Genomic DNA, 15,691 nt, shown 5'->3' with positions numbered 1-15,691 from the left:
TTGAAAGGATTAATGAATATGTTTGCTTTCCGATGTGGTCTCGCAGTTCTTGGATCGTTAGTGCTGATGAACGCCTGTGCGGCGGTTGACCCCGTAAGCTGGTCACTAAGCCCCTCTACCGGGTTTCCCCAGGTCATTCCGGGGGAGTCTTCATCTGTTGATTATACCTTGACCGTGCATCCGAAATTTCCCGGATCGGTTATTCTTCATACAAAATTTGTCAAATCCAGCAACAATTTTGCCATAACAGATGGATGCAATAATCATTCAGTCAAGCCTGGCTCATCCTGCACAGTCCATATTTCCTATACGGCGTCAGGTACTCCCCGGGCAAGTATTCAGATGAGTTATCAGTATGATAACAATGTGATTCCATTGCCTGCCCTGGGTGTGTCGGGGGGAGGCGTAAACGAGGGTATTGTCGGTACTTTGTCCGGCCTGCCCGCGACCATTTCAATCAGCCCACTGCAGACGCCGGTTTTTACCGTGACCTACACCAATACCAGCTCCGCTGATATAACCGGTTTTGCAGGCAATGCTGCCGGCAGTAATCTACTGTCGACATCGCCTTCGAGCGTTGCGACCGTAACGGTTGTTCCAAATACCAACTCCTGCGGAACCTCAAGCGATCCGGTTGTGGTAAAACCCGGAAAATCCTGCAGCGTTCAGGGCGAGATTACGCCAGTCAGCGCTGGAACAGTGACCGTGTCCGGTCTGTTCACCTATAATAACGGCGCCAGTACATCAAACCCGTCGAAGAACAGTCTGGTGACCAACTCGCCACCGCCACCTCCAGGTGACTGCCTGTCCGGTGAGGCTACCTTACCCTTTCAGAACCCGACCATTCAGTACGCAGATAATGTTCTCCAGTTTACCTATAAAAATTCATGCGCAACGCCTACGCCTGTGCTGGGAACCGTATCGTTTACCCCAACTGGCACCTCATCGGGTCCTGTAATTTTAGGCAGCCCAAATAATGTTAACTACGATAACTGCTCAGGCCGGTCTATCAGTGGTCATAGCAGCTGCACGGTGCTTGTCTCGGTGGTTCCGCAGAATCCAGGAACCCTGACCGTAACGGCTTCGGTCGATGGCGTGAACGCAACTTCTACAACAACCGTTAATGCGCCTGCCTATACCCACAACGTAACCTTTGTAAACCAGTGCCCATTTCCTGTCTGGTATGGTGTGACGACGCCAAGCGGCTCGCCTGATCCTACACCTTCACCCTCACCCAGTGCCTACCTTCTGGCTGCACAGACTCCGGGACAGGCTCCAATAAGCAAAACCATTTCATTTGGTTCCAATAGCTATTTCGGTACCTTTCTGCCTAGAACAGGCTGTGTTTTAAGCGGCTCTTCTTTCACCTGTGCGACGGGTGACTGCGTTTCCGGGGTAAATGGGCAGTGCTCCGGTTCGGCATATGAACCCTTTACCCGGGTTGAGGAAGTCTTTCCCAGTTCAACGACTCAGGGAATCTATGACATTTCTCTGGAAAACGGACCAACAGTACCCACGGAATTTAAAGGCCTGGGGCCAAGCAGTAATCAGGTTGCGTCTCCCGCCGCTTCTTTCGTATGCAGTGGGGCCGGCGCACCCATTCCGCTTCCCTTTAATAATCCTCCCTATTTGAGTGGTATTAGTTTAGGGAACGCCGGCTGGTCGTTTACGGTACCCAACACGCCTGCCGGCTCTTCACCGTTGTATAATTTCGTTTCGAATGATACAACCGTCAGTGATTGCAGCAGCTGTGCCTCTCCTAATGTGTGTGGACTGGCCTATGCTACAACGGCTGAGGCCAATAATACGGTGCTGGCCTGTGGTAAACTGCTGGGTTACTGGTCCCTGACTCAATTAGGTACCGTTAACTACACCGGCAGCAATCCGGCATATAATCCTGCTACGGTATTTCAGTTCAATACTCTGCTCACGCCGCCCGCTTTTCAGGCAGGCTATCCCAGCGGTACTACGGCGTTTGATCTGTATTCATGTACGCCTCAGGGTACGGCGCTGAACACCTGCTATCCAAGCACGGCAAGCCCTGCAAGCCTGTGTTGTGGTGCGCATGACTGGAATGCCACTAACGGCTTCAGTCCTTATTTGACCGCGCAAAGCTCAAACTCTACGGCGCAAAACCCAGACTGGCTGAGCACCACGTCTCTGCCGATAACACCCTATGACTCAATTTTATGGCTGAAGCTGGCCTGCCCAACCTGTTACTCCTATCAATATGACGACCCAGCGTCTTCATTCAATTGCAATTACAGCGATGCGGCTCAATCCATACCTGTCTCAATGGATTTTGAGGTTGTATTCTGCCCAGGCGGGCTGACTGGTAATTTATCGACGGATCCCTAGGAGCCGGGGTTTTGATGTTCACGTACCGCTGACAAACCGCGGTACGTGGAGGCTCAGGGGCGGGCAACCATGTCTGGTTCAACCGATGAGGCCGCCTCTGACTGCGTAGAAAAAAACCGAACCTGCTGCTGCGCCATACGAATTTTCTGACAGGTCTCAAATAACAGGCTCGCCTGTCTCAGCAATTGATCGGGAGCGATGTCAGGAAAGTATGCTGGCAACAGGGTGCGGATACTGGTTCGACGTGGGAGCAGCACAAGATAATCGTGACCAACGGCCGTGATCTTCCCCATGACAGCAGGAATCAGAAGGAAGAGGTAAAGCAAAAAAGTGAGACTGACGCGGGAGTCTTTTTCATTGATGCCCATTCCATGTGCAAAGAGTAACTGCATGAAAAAAATCATTTTTTCAGCGTCCTTCACATGCTCATCATACTCCTGCAGCGCAGGCCAGATGGGAGCCAGCGTTGACTTAATCAGCGTTTCCAGAGCAAGCAGGTTACTTGTGTCGCCCACCCGGGCAATGAAGTGGTTCATAATTTCTGGGGTTTCCAGAAAAGCAAACAACGCCAGACGGGTATTGTCTTGTTTCCAGAAGGGATGACGCAAATCGGGATAATAGCAGTCATACAGGCAGCGCGAGATGGATGGAGAGCATCCACGTATCAGCAGCAGGTGGTGAAGCATGCCCTCGTAAGAGCGCTCAGGGGTTTCCCGGTTGACGATAATGGATTGGTAAGTTGTTAAATAGCCCAACAGGACGGCCTCAGGCAGGCGACGCAGAACGTCGAACAGAGCATCCGCATTATAATATCTGTGCAGGTATTCCGGGTTTCTCAAAATCCACCGCGTCAAGACGATGTTGGCATCGACGTTCGTTTTTAACTGCTGGTGCACCTCAAATACGTTGCCAACGCTTAGATTTAACCAGCCAAGCGGGGTTTGCGTCCTCTTTAACAGGCCCAGGAAATCGCCCTCGAAATGGCGCAGAAATTCCGCTACACCGCCATTCCTCTCTAAATTTCTCTTGAACCTGATATCATGTCCAAAAAAGAGCTTTGTAATCAGAGGCGAGTCCTTGTAAACGTTCATAAACCAGGCCATTTCCTGCGGAGTTTTTGTCATCAGGCTGAACAGCTGATGCTCGATGAAGCAGGTGTCTTCAATCGAATGCAAATGCCTGAAAAAGCTCTGCCAGCCCCCTTGGTGCCTGTTTAACATCTCTTCGAAAGCGGCTGCCTCCACCAGGTTCAGAAAATCCGGGCGCTCTTTTCTTGCCAGGCGAGTGTAGCTGTTTTGAAAGGCATCGAGGGACTCGAAGCGATAACGGGTGATCGCTGAATCCAGCTTAAAGACCGTAAAAAACCGGATCATTGATTGCTTCAATCGCTCGCCTTCCCTGTGTTGCCTTACCAGAATCTCCAGCAGGTGTACAGGGACGCTCGACTTGTGCTGAGTTTCGCGTAGAAGGTATGACAGATCGAGAACGTGTAAATGGAGCAGACGCTTTGCCAGGGTAGCAAGCCAGGCAGGTTCTTCCTGGATGGCATCAAGTATCGCGGGGTAGAGAAGGATATTCTGCAGCTCCAGGCTCGTAATCATGGACCTGATCTCGTCTTCAGAATAGCATTCCTGATATTTTTGGCGGTAATCCTGAAACAGACAGGTGAACAGCTCCTTGCGTCTCAATCTTAAAAAGCTGGAGGGATTAGAGGCATCGTCCTGCAGGCGCTCTAAAACGAGCCTGATGCGGCCAATGTTCGTGATTTTCAGCGCCGTCCAATCGCCCTTGAAACACACATCGAATGCCCGGATAAATTCTACCGGGTTGCCTTTAAACTCCTCCAGAAACGCGGAAAGCGATACCTTGTTTATTACCTTAACCATGCTGCTGCGAATGGGTTTGGGCAAATTCCGCTCATGTCCTGAAAACCAGCTCAGCCAGTTGAGCAGTGTCTCCAGACTGTCTTCGGAGCCATCATAGTCAAACGAGGCAAAATTAAGCAGCCGCAGCGCTTCCTCTGGAGAATGCCAGGTCTTGAAAAAATGTAACAGTGGATGCCCATGCAGCAGTTTTTTCAAAAGATCCGGTGAGAGACACAGCGCGAAGGGAAGTCTCTGGGTGCTTTGCAATTCTTTATAAAAATCAATAAACGCAGCATAATCGGGGAAAACATCGGAAAAATCGTAGGCCTTGAATATCTCCTGAAGGCTTGCGGGTATACGACCTGTACTGTTGCTGCGCAGCAGTACAAGCCAGGTTATTAACTGATCGGGACTTACTTTTTCTTTCATGGTTACATCCTTGCTTTAGACTCTCGATTAAAGATACCCGCCCTTCGCCCGCTCCCGACTTATCAGCGCGTCTTTTTCCCGCCATTGCTCATTCAGCCAGTCACGAAAAGCATTCTGTGTGTCTTCATTTTCCAGCGCATCGGCATACGTGAATTCCTTCGGAACAGGAATTTCCCGGACATGCATGCTGATGGCGGTCAGTCGGCCACAGAGAAAGTCCCACAGTGAGTGTTCCTTTTCGGCATAGATAATCGTGACATCGAGCAGATGCTGAATTTTATCGCCCAGAGCGCTGATTACGAAACTGATTCCGCCGGCGCGCGGTTTGAGGAGATACTGATAAGGAGACTGCTGGTCGCGGTGTTTTTCATCGGTGAAGCGTGTCCCTTCAATAAAGCTCATGACCGTTGATGGCGTGCGTTTGAACAGTTCCAGGGCTTTGCGGGTTGCGTCCAGATCTTTGCCTTTTTTACCGGGATTCTGGGCCAGATATTCTTTGGAATAGCGTTTCATGAACGGACAACCCATCGCCCACCAGGCAAAGCCGAGCAGGGGAACCCACTTCAGCTGATCCTTGATGAAAAACTTGAGCATGGGTATTTTACGATCAAACAGGCGTTGCAGAAGCACGATATCCAGCCAGCTCTGATGATTGGCTACCACCAGGTACCAGCCCTTGATATCCAGATTATTGACCCCTGTGACGGTCCATTTTATGTCTTTCTGAGTCCAGTCAATATAGGCGCTGTTCAAGGCACACCAGTAGACGATGATGCTGTCGATCATCCGGGTGCAGTTGACCTGCCAGGAAACGATGGGAATCAGTTTCAGCAGGCCGAGAATCAGAATGGGAATAAAAAACAGGGACGTTGAAATAATCAAAACCAAAACAGCCAGACTGGCCTGGATCTGTCCGCCGGACTTCTTAGCGTTGCTCATACAAAACTCCGTTAAATCAGGGCTGAATTCAGATCAGCCTTTAAATCGTCAATGTGTTCGATGCCCACAGACAGGCGGATAAAGCCGTCAACAATACCCAGCGACTGACGCGTGCTGGCCGGGATGGAGGCATGCGTCATGATGGCGGGATGCTCAATCAGGCTCTCAACGCCACCCAGGCTTTCAGCCAGCGTGAACAGCTCGCAGCGCGATAAAAACTGCCTGGCCTTGTTCAGATCACCTTTGATAACCAGCGATATCATGCCGCCGTAATCGTGCATCTGACGGGCTGCCAGGGCGTGTTGAGGGTGACTGCTCAGACCCGGGTAAATCACTTTCTCAATCTGCGGGTGTTTTTCCAGCCACAGCGCCAGCTCTCGTGCGTTCTGACAGTGACGTTCCATGCGCAGGGGCAGCGTTTTTAAACTGCGCAGAACCAGAAAGCTGTCAAAAGGCCCGGCAATAGCACCGCAGGAGTTGTGCAGAAAGGCCATTTTTTCAATCAGATCATCATTATCGCCCACGACCACGGCACCACTGACCACATCAGAATGGCCGTTTAAATACTTGGTGGCGGAGTGCAATACGATGTCGAAGCCCATTTCAAGCGGGCGTTGAATCCAGGGCGTGGCGAAGGTATTGTCGGCTACAGTCAGAATATTGTGCTGTCTGGCCAGTGCCGCTACGGCGCTCATATCGCTGAGTTTCAGCATGGGATTGGACGGAGTTTCCAGCCAGATCATGCGTGTATTGGGGCGAATGGCGGCAGCGATATTGTCGATATCGTCCATATCGACAAACGAAAAGCTCAGGCCGGAGGTACGTGTTTTGACTTTATCAAACAGGCGAAACGTGCCGCCGTACAGATCATTGGAAGCTATCACATGGCTGCCCATATCCAGCAGATCAATCACCGTATTGACGGCAGCCATGCCGGAGGCAAAGGCGTAGCCGCGTTTTCCGGATTCCAGACTGGCCAGGCATTGTTCATATGCTTCGCGGGTTGGGTTCTGTGTTCGCGAATATTCGTAACCCTGATGCACACCAGGCGCGCTTTGTCTGTAGGTTGATGTCGCATAGATTGGCGTCATCACCGCACCGGTTGACGGATCGGCCTGTTGTCCGGCATGTATGGCACGGGTGTTGAAATGGCTTGAATGCATAACCTGTTCCTTATGATGTGGTAAGCTGCGTTTGTCCGGATTGTATACTATAATCAAGGCAATGATACGTGATACGTGCCTGGTTGTGAATGGCCACAGGCGCAGCGCGCAGGATGGATGTGGTTATACGCAGAGAGGGAATATGCGCGAAAAAAAAATAGACTATCAAAAGGTTGCAGCAGCAGCTGAGCGAGTCCGGCAGCAAGGGAAAGAACCCTCCCTGACCAATGTCTGTGACGAGCTGGGCCTGGTTTCCGCTGTCCACAATCTTCTCCCCTTGCTTGAGAAATGGTACAGCAATCAACCCGAATTTCAACGCAGCAACCAGGAGCCCCTCACCCAGAATATTAAAATCGGTGATCAGGATATTATTGATAAAAATATCGAACTGGAAAAATCTCTGTCCCTGTTGCGCGCAACCCTCGAGTCTACAGCCGACGGAATCATGATAGTGAATGGCCAGTGGCAAATGGTCGATTGGAATCAAAAATTTGTGGAAATGTGGCGAATTCCCTCTTATATGCTGGAGTCCGGCCATGAAAACGTCTGTTTTGACTACATTATGGAGCAGCTTATTGACCCGGAAAGTGTCACCTCGGATGTAGAATATCTGTATAAAAACCCCGATTGGCAAGGCGAGCTGCCCTTGGTGCATTTTAAGGATGGTCGAATATTTGAGCGCTTTACCCAGCCCCAGAGGGTAGGTTCGGATATTGTTGGTCGAGTATACAGTTTTCGTGACGTAACCGAAAAAATGATGTCAGATGATGAGCTTCGTATTCGTGAACGAGCGATTGAGGCCAGCACGCATGGCGTGGCCATTATCGACATCAGTAAATCGGATTTACCCATCGTCTATATTAACAAGGCCTTTGAGCGAATCACCGGCCTGAGCGAAACCGAGGCGATTGGTCAGGGCCTGGCTATACTGCAGGGGAATAAACGCGACAACGTCAACCATAAACGCATTACCCTGGCTATCCGCGAAATGCGGGAAGAAACGGTCGAGTTGGAAAGCTATCGGCAAAATGGCGAGGTCTACTGGTGTGAAATGAGCGTGGCACCGGTCAGCGACTCCTTTGGAAAATTCCGTCATTACGTCTGTCTGGTTAACGACATCACCCAACGGCGCGAAATGGAACAGCAGTTGCTGCGGCAGGCCACGCATGACTCTCTGACTGAGTTGCCCAACAGGGTGTTGTTGATGGACAGGGTCGAACAGGCTATTCTCCAGGCCAAAAAAAAGGGCAGCCTGCTCGCCTTCCTCTTTCTTGATATCGATCGTTTTAAAATGACCAACGACACGCTGGGGCATTCGGTAGGTGATAAGCTGCTGCAGGCCGTATCTAATCGCCTGCTTGTGGCAACAGAGGATTTTGACACGGTGGCGCGTCTGGGCGGCGATGAATTTGTTGTCCTGTTGCAGGACGTGGTCAGTGAAGCTCAGGCCGAAAAGAAGGCTGAAGAACTGCTGCGAGTGATTGAAAAGCCGTTTCAGGTAGGGCCGCACAGTCTGAAAATTACCGGAAGCATTGGCCTCAGTTTTTACCCAAAAGATGGGGCAGATTATGAAACCCTGATGAAAAATGCTGACGTGTCCATGTATCACGCCAAAGACAACGGTCGTAATACGTATCGGGTATTCAACGAAGAAATGAACGCGCGTGCGATCAACCGCATGCAGTTGGATACGGCTCTGCGAGATGCTCTGAAAAAGCAGGAATTTTATCTGGTGTATCAGCCCCTGATGAATTTGAAAACCAATCGGGTTTATGGATTTGAAGCATTGATTCGCTGGAACAGTCATCTACTGGGTCAGGTTTCGCCGGTTGATTTTATTGGCATGGCAGAAGAAAACGGTTTGATTGTTGAAATTGGAACCTGGGTGCTGGAAGAGGCCTGCAATGAGCTGAAGCGCTGGCATAAACAGGGTTTTGATGATTTGACCATGGCCGTTAATATTTCAGGACGCCAGTTCAGGCAGACACAGCTGGCGGATGTTGTCGGTGAGGTATTGAAAAAGACAGACTTATCTGCTCATTTTCTCGAACTCGAGCTGACAGAAAGTCTGTTGGTTGACGACATTGAAAATGCCGTGCAAACGATGCATGAATTGAAAAAAATGGGTGTCAGGCTGGTGATTGATGATTTTGGCACGGGCTATTCCAGTCTGTCGTACCTGAAGCAATTCCCGGTGGATAAATTGAAAATTGATCGCTCATTTATAAGTGAGCTGGCTAATCCGGGTGATGATGCACCCATTGCCCGTGCTATTATTAACCTGGGCCACAGTCTGAAGCTGGATGTGCTGGCCGAGGGGATAGAAACGGATCTGCAGCGGGATTACATGATCAAGCATGGCTGTGATTTTGCGCAGGGTTATTTCTACAAGCCCCCGAGAAAGCCTGATGAACTACTGGATTTTTTAAAGGAGTTTACCCGCCCCCGAATCGGCTCGAACAATCGCTGAATAAGAACCACTTCAATACTATAAGCTGATGATACACCTGATATATTTTCCCCTGAGAGATTATCCTCATTAAAAGGCATGATTATTGCTGCATACTGTTTGTCACGTCCCAAAATAACCGGGCGTTGCCTGTGTATTGTCTTAACTTACGGATTGAATGTTGACAAGGCACTAGTACCATTTCCATTTAATTTTGACGTGTACCGGTTTTAGAATCTGTCATCCCCGCGCAGGCGGGGATCCATTCATAACCTGGCATTGTGCCTTGATAGAAATGGATCCCCGCCTGCGCGGGGACGACATGGATAAGTATCGCTTGTAATATTTTACCGGTGAAAATTAAATGGAAACAGTACTAGAGTGACTCCGCTTGGGGAGCAGATGATTAAGTATGACAAAAAATTGGCGAGATTAAGCCCTTAAAATAAAAACGGCTATAAAAACAAGAGATAAATCGTCAGTAAGTTGTCATTTAACACCAGAACAGAGCCAAATCTTTGTCGCTCCAGAGGCGCTCGTACTCAAAAAAAGAGTGATTTCAGGTCTTATTTTCACATTAATGGCCAAAAAATCTGTTTAAAAGTTGGCATGTAGTCTGCAAGGCAAATATCGTAAAACAAATTAACGAGTTGGAGAATGCCATGAAAACCATACAAGATTACATCGATTCCAAACAACAGGAATTTGCGAATCACCCTTTCTTTGATGTATTGGAGCAATTGCACAGCCTTGAAGACATCGGTTCCTTCGTACCTGAACTGACTTTCTGGGCCATGACCTTCCAGGATATTCTGCGCCTGAACGAAGAGCGTGTAAAAGACCCGGTACTGAAACGAATCGCCCGTCACCATAGACTGGAAGATGCAGGACACGAACAATGGTTCCTGCACGATAAAGAGTACATGAAAGGCCCAGATGCCGCAGTGGAAGACGTAAACTGGCTGTGGGGTAAAGAAACACGCCTGACACGTGACCCTGCCTATGAGATTCTGTCCGAAGTGTACAAAAGCGATAACGAACTGATAAACATCGCCCTGCTGCTGGTTATCGAATCATCAGGACATGTGTTCTTTGAAAAGGTAGTCAGACAAGTGCAAAAAACCGGGGAAGATAGAAACCTGAAGTATTTCTCCAGTTCACACTTTGAGGTAGAGTTAGCACATGCCTTGTTTGAGGAAGAGATGGAGCGTAAATTATACGAAAGACCGGTCCCAATCAAAATTCGCCGCGAAGCGCTGAAAATGGTTGACCGATGCTACGCTGCCTTCAACAAGATGTTTGATGGATTAACCATCGCCTGCAACCGACGTCTGGAACTGGCGAACCAAAGGAACTTGAACAATGCCGCAAACACATTGGAATATGCATCAAATCAAGCAGTGTGAACAACAACTTGGACAAGCGATGCTCAGTGATGAGCATTCGCTTGTTTCATATAGTGTCGATTTTGGAAAACTGGATTCGTCCAGACCCTCTGCCGTGTTTAAGCCTCATTCCACCGGCGATATACAATCCCTGATGCGCTATGCCTTTGAGCAGAGTTTACCCGTCTCTATCCGGGCCCAGGGCCTGAGTCAGGGGGGGCAGACACTCGCACTGGAAGGTGGGTTGATCATTCACATGGAACATTTTAACAATGTGTGCAGGCCCGAAGCCGATGTTATCTGGGTTGACGCCAACGCCACCTGGTCTGACCTGTTGGCAGCCAGTCTGCCTGAGTCACGTATCCCCTGGGTATTGCCGTATAACATCAATCTGTCGATCGCGGGTCTTATCTCGATTGGCGGCATAGGTGCGTCCTCGTTTCGCCATGGTATTGCCGCAGCACATGTGAAGGGCCTGGAGGTGGTCACGGCTGAAGGCGATTTGCTGCGGCTGGATGCCAGCCACCCGCTGTTTCACGCCTGCCTCGGCGGTCAGGGGCAGTTTGCCGTGATAAGCAGAGTCGCATTGGCCTTGCGCCCTTGTAGAAGACAGGTGCGAACCTTTATTCTGACCTACCTTGATAAAAAGCAATGGATGAAGGATTTAGCGGTTTTCAAACAATCAGCCGACTATATTGAAACCTTTTGTTCCCCGGCTTTACAGGGTGCCAAGCGGACAGGCTCTGAGCGAAAACCCTTTGTTGAGTGGCTTTACGTCGTGCATGTTTCGCTGGAATACGATGACGAAGCTCCAGAGCTGAGTCAATTCGGTGAGGATATCCGCCCATGGAAGCTGCAGCACTGCCATGATGAACCGATAGCCTCTTATGTGCATCGTCATGATTTTCGATTTGATGCGATGAAGCAGGCAGGCTTGTGGGATATGCATCATCCCTGGTACGAATGTCTGGTGCCGGCCGATTTGCTGCAGCAGGAGCTGGATAATCTGCTGGCTTCTCTGCCGACGTACTTTGCCAATATTGTGCAGGTTGTTCCTGTTGCCAATAAGCGTGCCGGCCGTTTTTTTATGTCCCCTGATGAGGTTGAATTTTACTGTGTGATGATTTTAAATCCCGGCATTGCGCCTGCTTTGGTTCCTGGTTGTGTTGACGTGATAAAAAAAATGGACGAGCAGTTTTTGGATGCCGGGGGTAAGCGTTATCTATCTGGTTTTCTGGGCGGGAATCTATCAGAACACTACTGGAAAAAACATTTTGGCGCTCGTTATTCGGACTGGCTCGCAACAAAACAGCAATATGATCCCAAGGGTTTATTTCGCTCGTTTTTACACAGAAACCATCATTTTGGTGCATCACAGGATAAACAGCCTTGATTTCGTATCGTCAGTTATCCCCGGCTTTGATAAGCAATGATCCGGGCAAAAGTATTGCTATCGCACTTTTTGTGCTGATGTCCATGATGTTTGTCATGGAGATCTGGCATGCTGTCCGCTTCAGAGAACCGGTTGTCAGTCATCACATCAAGGCTCCGACTGTTACCAGTCAGGCGGCTATCGATGAGCAGTCGCCTTTGTTCAGGCTGCCTTTGTTTGGTGCTTATGTGCCGGATCTGGCGACCGCAGAAATCAAACAGTCCACGCTGGATTTTACAGTGGTGGGCATTATGTATTCGGATAAAAAAGACGAATCTCAGGTTCTGCTGCAAAGTCCGGAGGGGAAAGACCAGTCTTTCATGGTGGGTGATACCCTGCCAGGTGGCGCTGTGATTCAACGCATTGAAAAATCGCGGATTATAGTTCTTTACAAAGGCGCTCTTGAGAGTTTAAGGTTACCTAAAAATGAATTATTGTTTGAAGCGCCGCCAAAGCCTTTACTTGAGGAATGATTGATATGCAACGTGTACTTCGATGGGCTTTGCTATGTGTTTTTCTGGCTCTGGATGTTGGCTGTGCGACCCGCGCTAATTTTCAGGAAGGGATCGTGAATTTTCGTGCTCAAAATTACCGAACGGCGTTTATATTACTAAAGCCTGAAGCCGAGCGCGGCCAGCCGGATGCGCAATACGCTGTGGGTTACATGTATTATTATGGTCAGGGGGTGGTCGAAAACCGGCGTCAGGCGTGGATCTGGATCAACAAGGCCGCCATGGCCGGTCAGCCTGAAGCCGTGATAGCTGCTAAACTGCTGACCAAAGGCGCGATGGCCGCACAGAAAAACATGCAGGGCGGAATATACAAGCGCCGTAACCTCACACGCTGAGCCCGGAGCGAATCCAATCAACAAAATAATTGTAATGCACTGATCAAAATCTTATTATCCTGGGTCCAACCCCAAGGATGCACACATGGTCAATTACCGCCGCGATTACACCAGCGGAGCTACGTATTTCTTCACTCTGGCTCTGCAAAACCGCCAATCAACCTGCCTGACAACCCATATTCATTTATTAGGTGATGCGTTTCGTCATGTACGGCGACGCGAGGGTTTTATCACCCATGCCATTGTTGTTCTTCCGGAGCATATGCATGTTATTTGGGAGCTGCCATCAGACGACAGCGATTATTCTCTTCGCTGGAGGCTTATCAAAACCCGTTTTACCCAAGGGGTCATAAGACAACAGTTCCCTATCGGTAAAAATAAAAAAGGGGCATGCGACCTCTGGCAAAAACGATTTTGGGAGCACCGTATTCGCGATGAAGATGATATGCGGGTGCATACGGATTATATCCATAATAATCCCGTGAAGCATGGGTATGTGAATACACCGGAAGATTGGCCGTATTCCAGCATCCATCGTTACATAAGGCAAGGCGTTCTTCCCGAGCATTGGGGAGTGCGATAGCCGTAATCCGGGGATGTGGTTCGGTGCTCTGACGTCCCGGATTAGGCGATAGCCGTAATCCGGGAATGTGGTTCCGTACTCCGACGTCCCGGATTACGCTGCGCTAATCCGGGCTACGCTTTTTTTTAGATGTAGCCCGGATTAGGCGATAGCCGTAATCCGGGAATGTGGTTCCGTGCACTGACGTCCCGGATTACGCTGCGCTAATCCGGGCTACGCTTTTTTATAGATGTAGCCCGGATTAGGCGATAGCCGTAATCCGGGGATGTGGTTCGGTGCTCTGACGTCCCGGATTACGCTGCGCTAATCCGGGCTACGCTTTTTTTTAGATGTAGCCCGGATTAGGCGATAGCCGTAATCCTGGGATGTGGTTCCGTGCTTCGACGTCCCGGATTACGCTGCGCTAATCCGGGCTACGCTTTTTTTTAGATGTAGCCCGGATTAGGCGATAGCCGTAATCCGGGAATGTGGTTCCGTGCTCCGACGTCCCGGATTACGCTGCGCTAATCCGGGCTACGCTTTTTTATAGATGTAGCCCGGATTAGGCGATAGCCGTAATCCGGGAATGTGGTTCCGTGCTCCGACGTCCCGGATTACGCTGCGCTGAGCCAGCCCGATATAATCCAGCCCTTCAGCAGGCTTGCGGCACGCATGCCTACCTCGCTTTCATCGTTCCAGGTACACAGGCCTTCGCAGATTTCTGCAAAGGAAGCACCCTTAACCGCTGCATCGATGGCCCACGCTTCTTCCTCCGACAGACTTAAAAAACGATTAACGTAATCCTTGCGCCACAAAATCCACGCGCTTGCCTCGGCGCATTTAACCGGCGTTTCCAGCGTCGTTTCCTTATCCGCGATGCGCTGCCACACAGGCACCACGTTCCAGAAAAAATTCATGCGACGTACGGATGGATGAGCCGTAAATGTCAAATCAGCCCATGCCTCACCCGGCAAAGACGCCATATCCGACAGCTCCAGCGTAGCGGCATCGCCCGCGTCAAAGGCTGCGGACATGTTCCACTCAAACTCGGCAAGCTCGGCCAGAAAAGGATTCCCGTCCTGCCTTAAATAATCAGCCAGTCGGTCGCCAAACCAGCGAATCGAGCGAAAGTGAGAAGGGTGCCTGGCCAGATAGGACAAACCCAGCTGTTGAAAATCGTCATACCCCATATACGTCTGCAGGCAGGGAAAATTACTCGCCAGTGCCTCAACCAGCCGAATCTGGAAGGCATCCTTATAAATACTCAGGCGTGTCTCGCGGCTCACCGTTTCCGTATCGACAACCGATGCTTTAAAGTCCGGCTCTCCCGACATCAAATAAGCCTGAAAGCGAAGCTGAATGTCCTGCAGTGTACTCATACGAATGCCTCTGTGCCAAGCGCCTGCCTGGCCTTAAGCCGAGCGATATCCATTTCGAGCAGCAATTCAGCCAGTGGCGGTATGTTGTCATCGCGCTCAATCATCGTAGATATCATACCAAAGCGTTTGATGGTTTCGGCATACAAATCCCATACCGCTGGAATAACCGGCGCGTCGTGTGTATCAATAATATAGTCGCCGTAATTGGAGTGACCGGCCAAATGAATCTGCACAATGCGATCGCCCGGCATGGCGTTAATGTAATCCATGGCATGAAAATGATGGTTAAACGAACTCACGTAAATGTTGTTAACGTCCAGCAGCAGGTAACAATCGGCACGGGCAACAATTTCGCTGATAAACTCCCACTCACTCATTTCCGACTGCGTAAACGTGAGGTAACTGGACACGTTTTCAATTGCTATCTGGCGGCCAAGGTAATCCTGCACGCGCTGAATCTGTCCTGCAACATGCTCAATCGCCTCCCGCGTGTAGGGCAGGGGCAGTAAATCATGTGTGTTCTTCTTATCAACACCGGTCCAGCAAAGGTGATCGGATATCCACGCGGGCTCCACCCGCTCAGCCAGGTGTCTGAGTTGTTTCAGGTAATCCATGTCCAGCGGATCCGTACTGCCAAGGGACAGGGATACGCCGTGCATAACCATGGGATAATCCCGGCGAATTCTGTCCAGGTAATACAGCGGCCTGCCGCCGGGTATCATGTAGTTTTCGCTCGTGATTTCAAACCAGTCGAGATTGGGCCTGGTCTGCAGAATATCTTCGTAATGATCCGGGCGAAGACCCAGGCCAAAGCCTAAACAGGCAGGTTTCTGTGTGCGTGTCGAAATATTTTTCATGTGTGTAAGACTTGTTGAGTTAAAAC

General features: G+C 50.0%; 12 protein-coding genes. 7 read left to right on the top strand and 5 right to left on the bottom strand.

The annotated features are described in order from the left end of the window. The first annotated feature begins 18 nt into the window (after nt 1-18). Nucleotides 19-2,358 carry a thaumatin family protein gene (locus tag ACQUTA_RS04990; RefSeq protein ID WP_444987107.1) on the top strand — a complete coding sequence of 780 codons (2,340 nt, stop codon included), beginning with the start codon at nt 19-21 and terminating at the stop codon, nt 2,356-2,358. Nucleotides 2,359-2,411: 53 nt separating this feature from the next. Here ACQUTA_RS04990 and ACQUTA_RS04985 read toward each other — a convergent pair whose 3' ends face one another. Genes ACQUTA_RS04985 through ACQUTA_RS04975 form a run of 3 tightly spaced genes read right to left on the bottom strand, consistent with a single transcriptional unit; the run spans nt 2,412 to nt 6,754 of the window. Next, nucleotides 2,412-4,652: a hypothetical protein gene (locus tag ACQUTA_RS04985; protein ID WP_444987106.1), complete on the bottom strand. Its 2,241-nt coding sequence runs from the start codon at nt 4,650-4,652 to the stop codon at nt 2,412-2,414. A gap of 27 nt (nt 4,653-4,679) precedes the next feature. Further along, on the bottom strand, nt 4,680-5,591 hold the full coding sequence (yihG, locus tag ACQUTA_RS04980) for a 1-acylglycerol-3-phosphate O-acyltransferase, YihG family (protein WP_444987105.1): 912 nt from the start codon (nt 5,589-5,591) through the stop codon (nt 4,680-4,682). A gap of 11 nt (nt 5,592-5,602) precedes the next feature. After that, nucleotides 5,603-6,754, bottom strand: coding sequence for a trans-sulfuration enzyme family protein (locus ACQUTA_RS04975; protein ID WP_444987104.1), 1,152 nt, complete (start codon nt 6,752-6,754; stop codon nt 5,603-5,605). A 142-nt stretch (nt 6,755-6,896) separates the two neighbouring features. Between ACQUTA_RS04975 and ACQUTA_RS04970 the strand changes: the two genes are divergently transcribed. The 6 genes from ACQUTA_RS04970 to ACQUTA_RS04945 all read left to right on the top strand — a co-directional run bounded on the left by ACQUTA_RS04970 (nt 6,897) and on the right by ACQUTA_RS04945 (nt 13,450). Beyond that, on the top strand, nt 6,897-9,224 hold the full coding sequence (locus tag ACQUTA_RS04970) for a sensor domain-containing protein (RefSeq protein WP_444987103.1): 2,328 nt from the start codon (nt 6,897-6,899) through the stop codon (nt 9,222-9,224). A 641-nt stretch (nt 9,225-9,865) separates the two neighbouring features. Beyond that, nucleotides 9,866-10,609: a hypothetical protein gene (locus ACQUTA_RS04965; protein ID WP_444987102.1), complete on the top strand. Its 744-nt coding sequence runs from the start codon at nt 9,866-9,868 to the stop codon at nt 10,607-10,609. Continuing rightward, nucleotides 10,566-11,981 carry an FAD-binding protein gene (locus ACQUTA_RS04960; RefSeq protein ID WP_444987101.1) on the top strand — a complete coding sequence of 472 codons (1,416 nt, stop codon included), beginning with the start codon at nt 10,566-10,568 and terminating at the stop codon, nt 11,979-11,981. Before ACQUTA_RS04965 ends, ACQUTA_RS04960 begins: the two co-directional genes overlap by 44 nt. Next, complete coding sequence (locus ACQUTA_RS04955) at nt 11,978-12,493, top strand: type II secretion system protein N (protein ID WP_444987100.1); 516 nt, start codon at nt 11,978-11,980, stop codon at nt 12,491-12,493. The genes ACQUTA_RS04960 and ACQUTA_RS04955 overlap by 4 nt, the downstream gene beginning before the upstream one ends. 5 nt (nt 12,494-12,498) lie before the next feature. Continuing rightward, nucleotides 12,499-12,867, top strand: coding sequence for an SEL1-like repeat protein (locus ACQUTA_RS04950; RefSeq protein WP_444987099.1), 369 nt, complete (start codon nt 12,499-12,501; stop codon nt 12,865-12,867). Between the two features lie 85 nt (nt 12,868-12,952). Next, nucleotides 12,953-13,450, top strand: coding sequence for an REP-associated tyrosine transposase (locus ACQUTA_RS04945; RefSeq protein WP_444987098.1), 498 nt, complete (start codon nt 12,953-12,955; stop codon nt 13,448-13,450). A gap of 593 nt (nt 13,451-14,043) precedes the next feature. Here the strand turns inward: ACQUTA_RS04945 and ACQUTA_RS04940 are convergent. Both ACQUTA_RS04940 and bufB read right to left on the bottom strand, forming a co-directional pair. Further along, entirely contained in the window at nt 14,044-14,808 is a 765-nt protein-coding gene (locus ACQUTA_RS04940) for an HvfC/BufC N-terminal domain-containing protein (protein WP_444987097.1), read from the bottom strand. Continuing rightward, nucleotides 14,805-15,665, bottom strand: coding sequence for an MNIO family bufferin maturase (bufB, locus tag ACQUTA_RS04935; RefSeq protein WP_444987096.1), 861 nt, complete (start codon nt 15,663-15,665; stop codon nt 14,805-14,807). Before bufB ends, ACQUTA_RS04940 begins: the two co-directional genes overlap by 4 nt. Between the last annotated feature and the right edge of the window lie 26 nt (nt 15,666-15,691).

This window comes from Legionella navarrensis (genome assembly GCF_052527415.1).
This window is presented reverse-complemented; position numbering and strand designations above follow the sequence as displayed.

Coding starts and splice junctions, on each gene's coding strand:
- ACQUTA_RS04950 (WP_444987099.1), top strand. CDS start 12,499: ATGCAACGTGTACTTCGATGGGCTTTGCTATGTGTTTTTCTGGCTCTG.
- ACQUTA_RS04965 (WP_444987102.1), top strand. CDS start 9,866: ATGAAAACCATACAAGATTACATCGATTCCAAACAACAGGAATTTGCG.
- ACQUTA_RS04970 (WP_444987103.1), top strand. CDS start 6,897: ATGCGCGAAAAAAAAATAGACTATCAAAAGGTTGCAGCAGCAGCTGAG.
- ACQUTA_RS04990 (WP_444987107.1), top strand. CDS start 19: ATGTTTGCTTTCCGATGTGGTCTCGCAGTTCTTGGATCGTTAGTGCTG.
- ACQUTA_RS04940 (WP_444987097.1), bottom strand. CDS start 14,808: ATGAGTACACTGCAGGACATTCAGCTTCGCTTTCAGGCTTATTTGATG.
- ACQUTA_RS04945 (WP_444987098.1), top strand. CDS start 12,953: ATGGTCAATTACCGCCGCGATTACACCAGCGGAGCTACGTATTTCTTC.
- bufB (WP_444987096.1), bottom strand. CDS start 15,665: ATGAAAAATATTTCGACACGCACACAGAAACCTGCCTGTTTAGGCTTT.
- ACQUTA_RS04985 (WP_444987106.1), bottom strand. CDS start 4,652: ATGAAAGAAAAAGTAAGTCCCGATCAGTTAATAACCTGGCTTGTACTG.
- yihG (WP_444987105.1), bottom strand. CDS start 5,591: ATGAGCAACGCTAAGAAGTCCGGCGGACAGATCCAGGCCAGTCTGGCT.
- ACQUTA_RS04960 (WP_444987101.1), top strand. CDS start 10,566: ATGCCGCAAACACATTGGAATATGCATCAAATCAAGCAGTGTGAACAA.
- ACQUTA_RS04975 (WP_444987104.1), bottom strand. CDS start 6,754: ATGCATTCAAGCCATTTCAACACCCGTGCCATACATGCCGGACAACAG.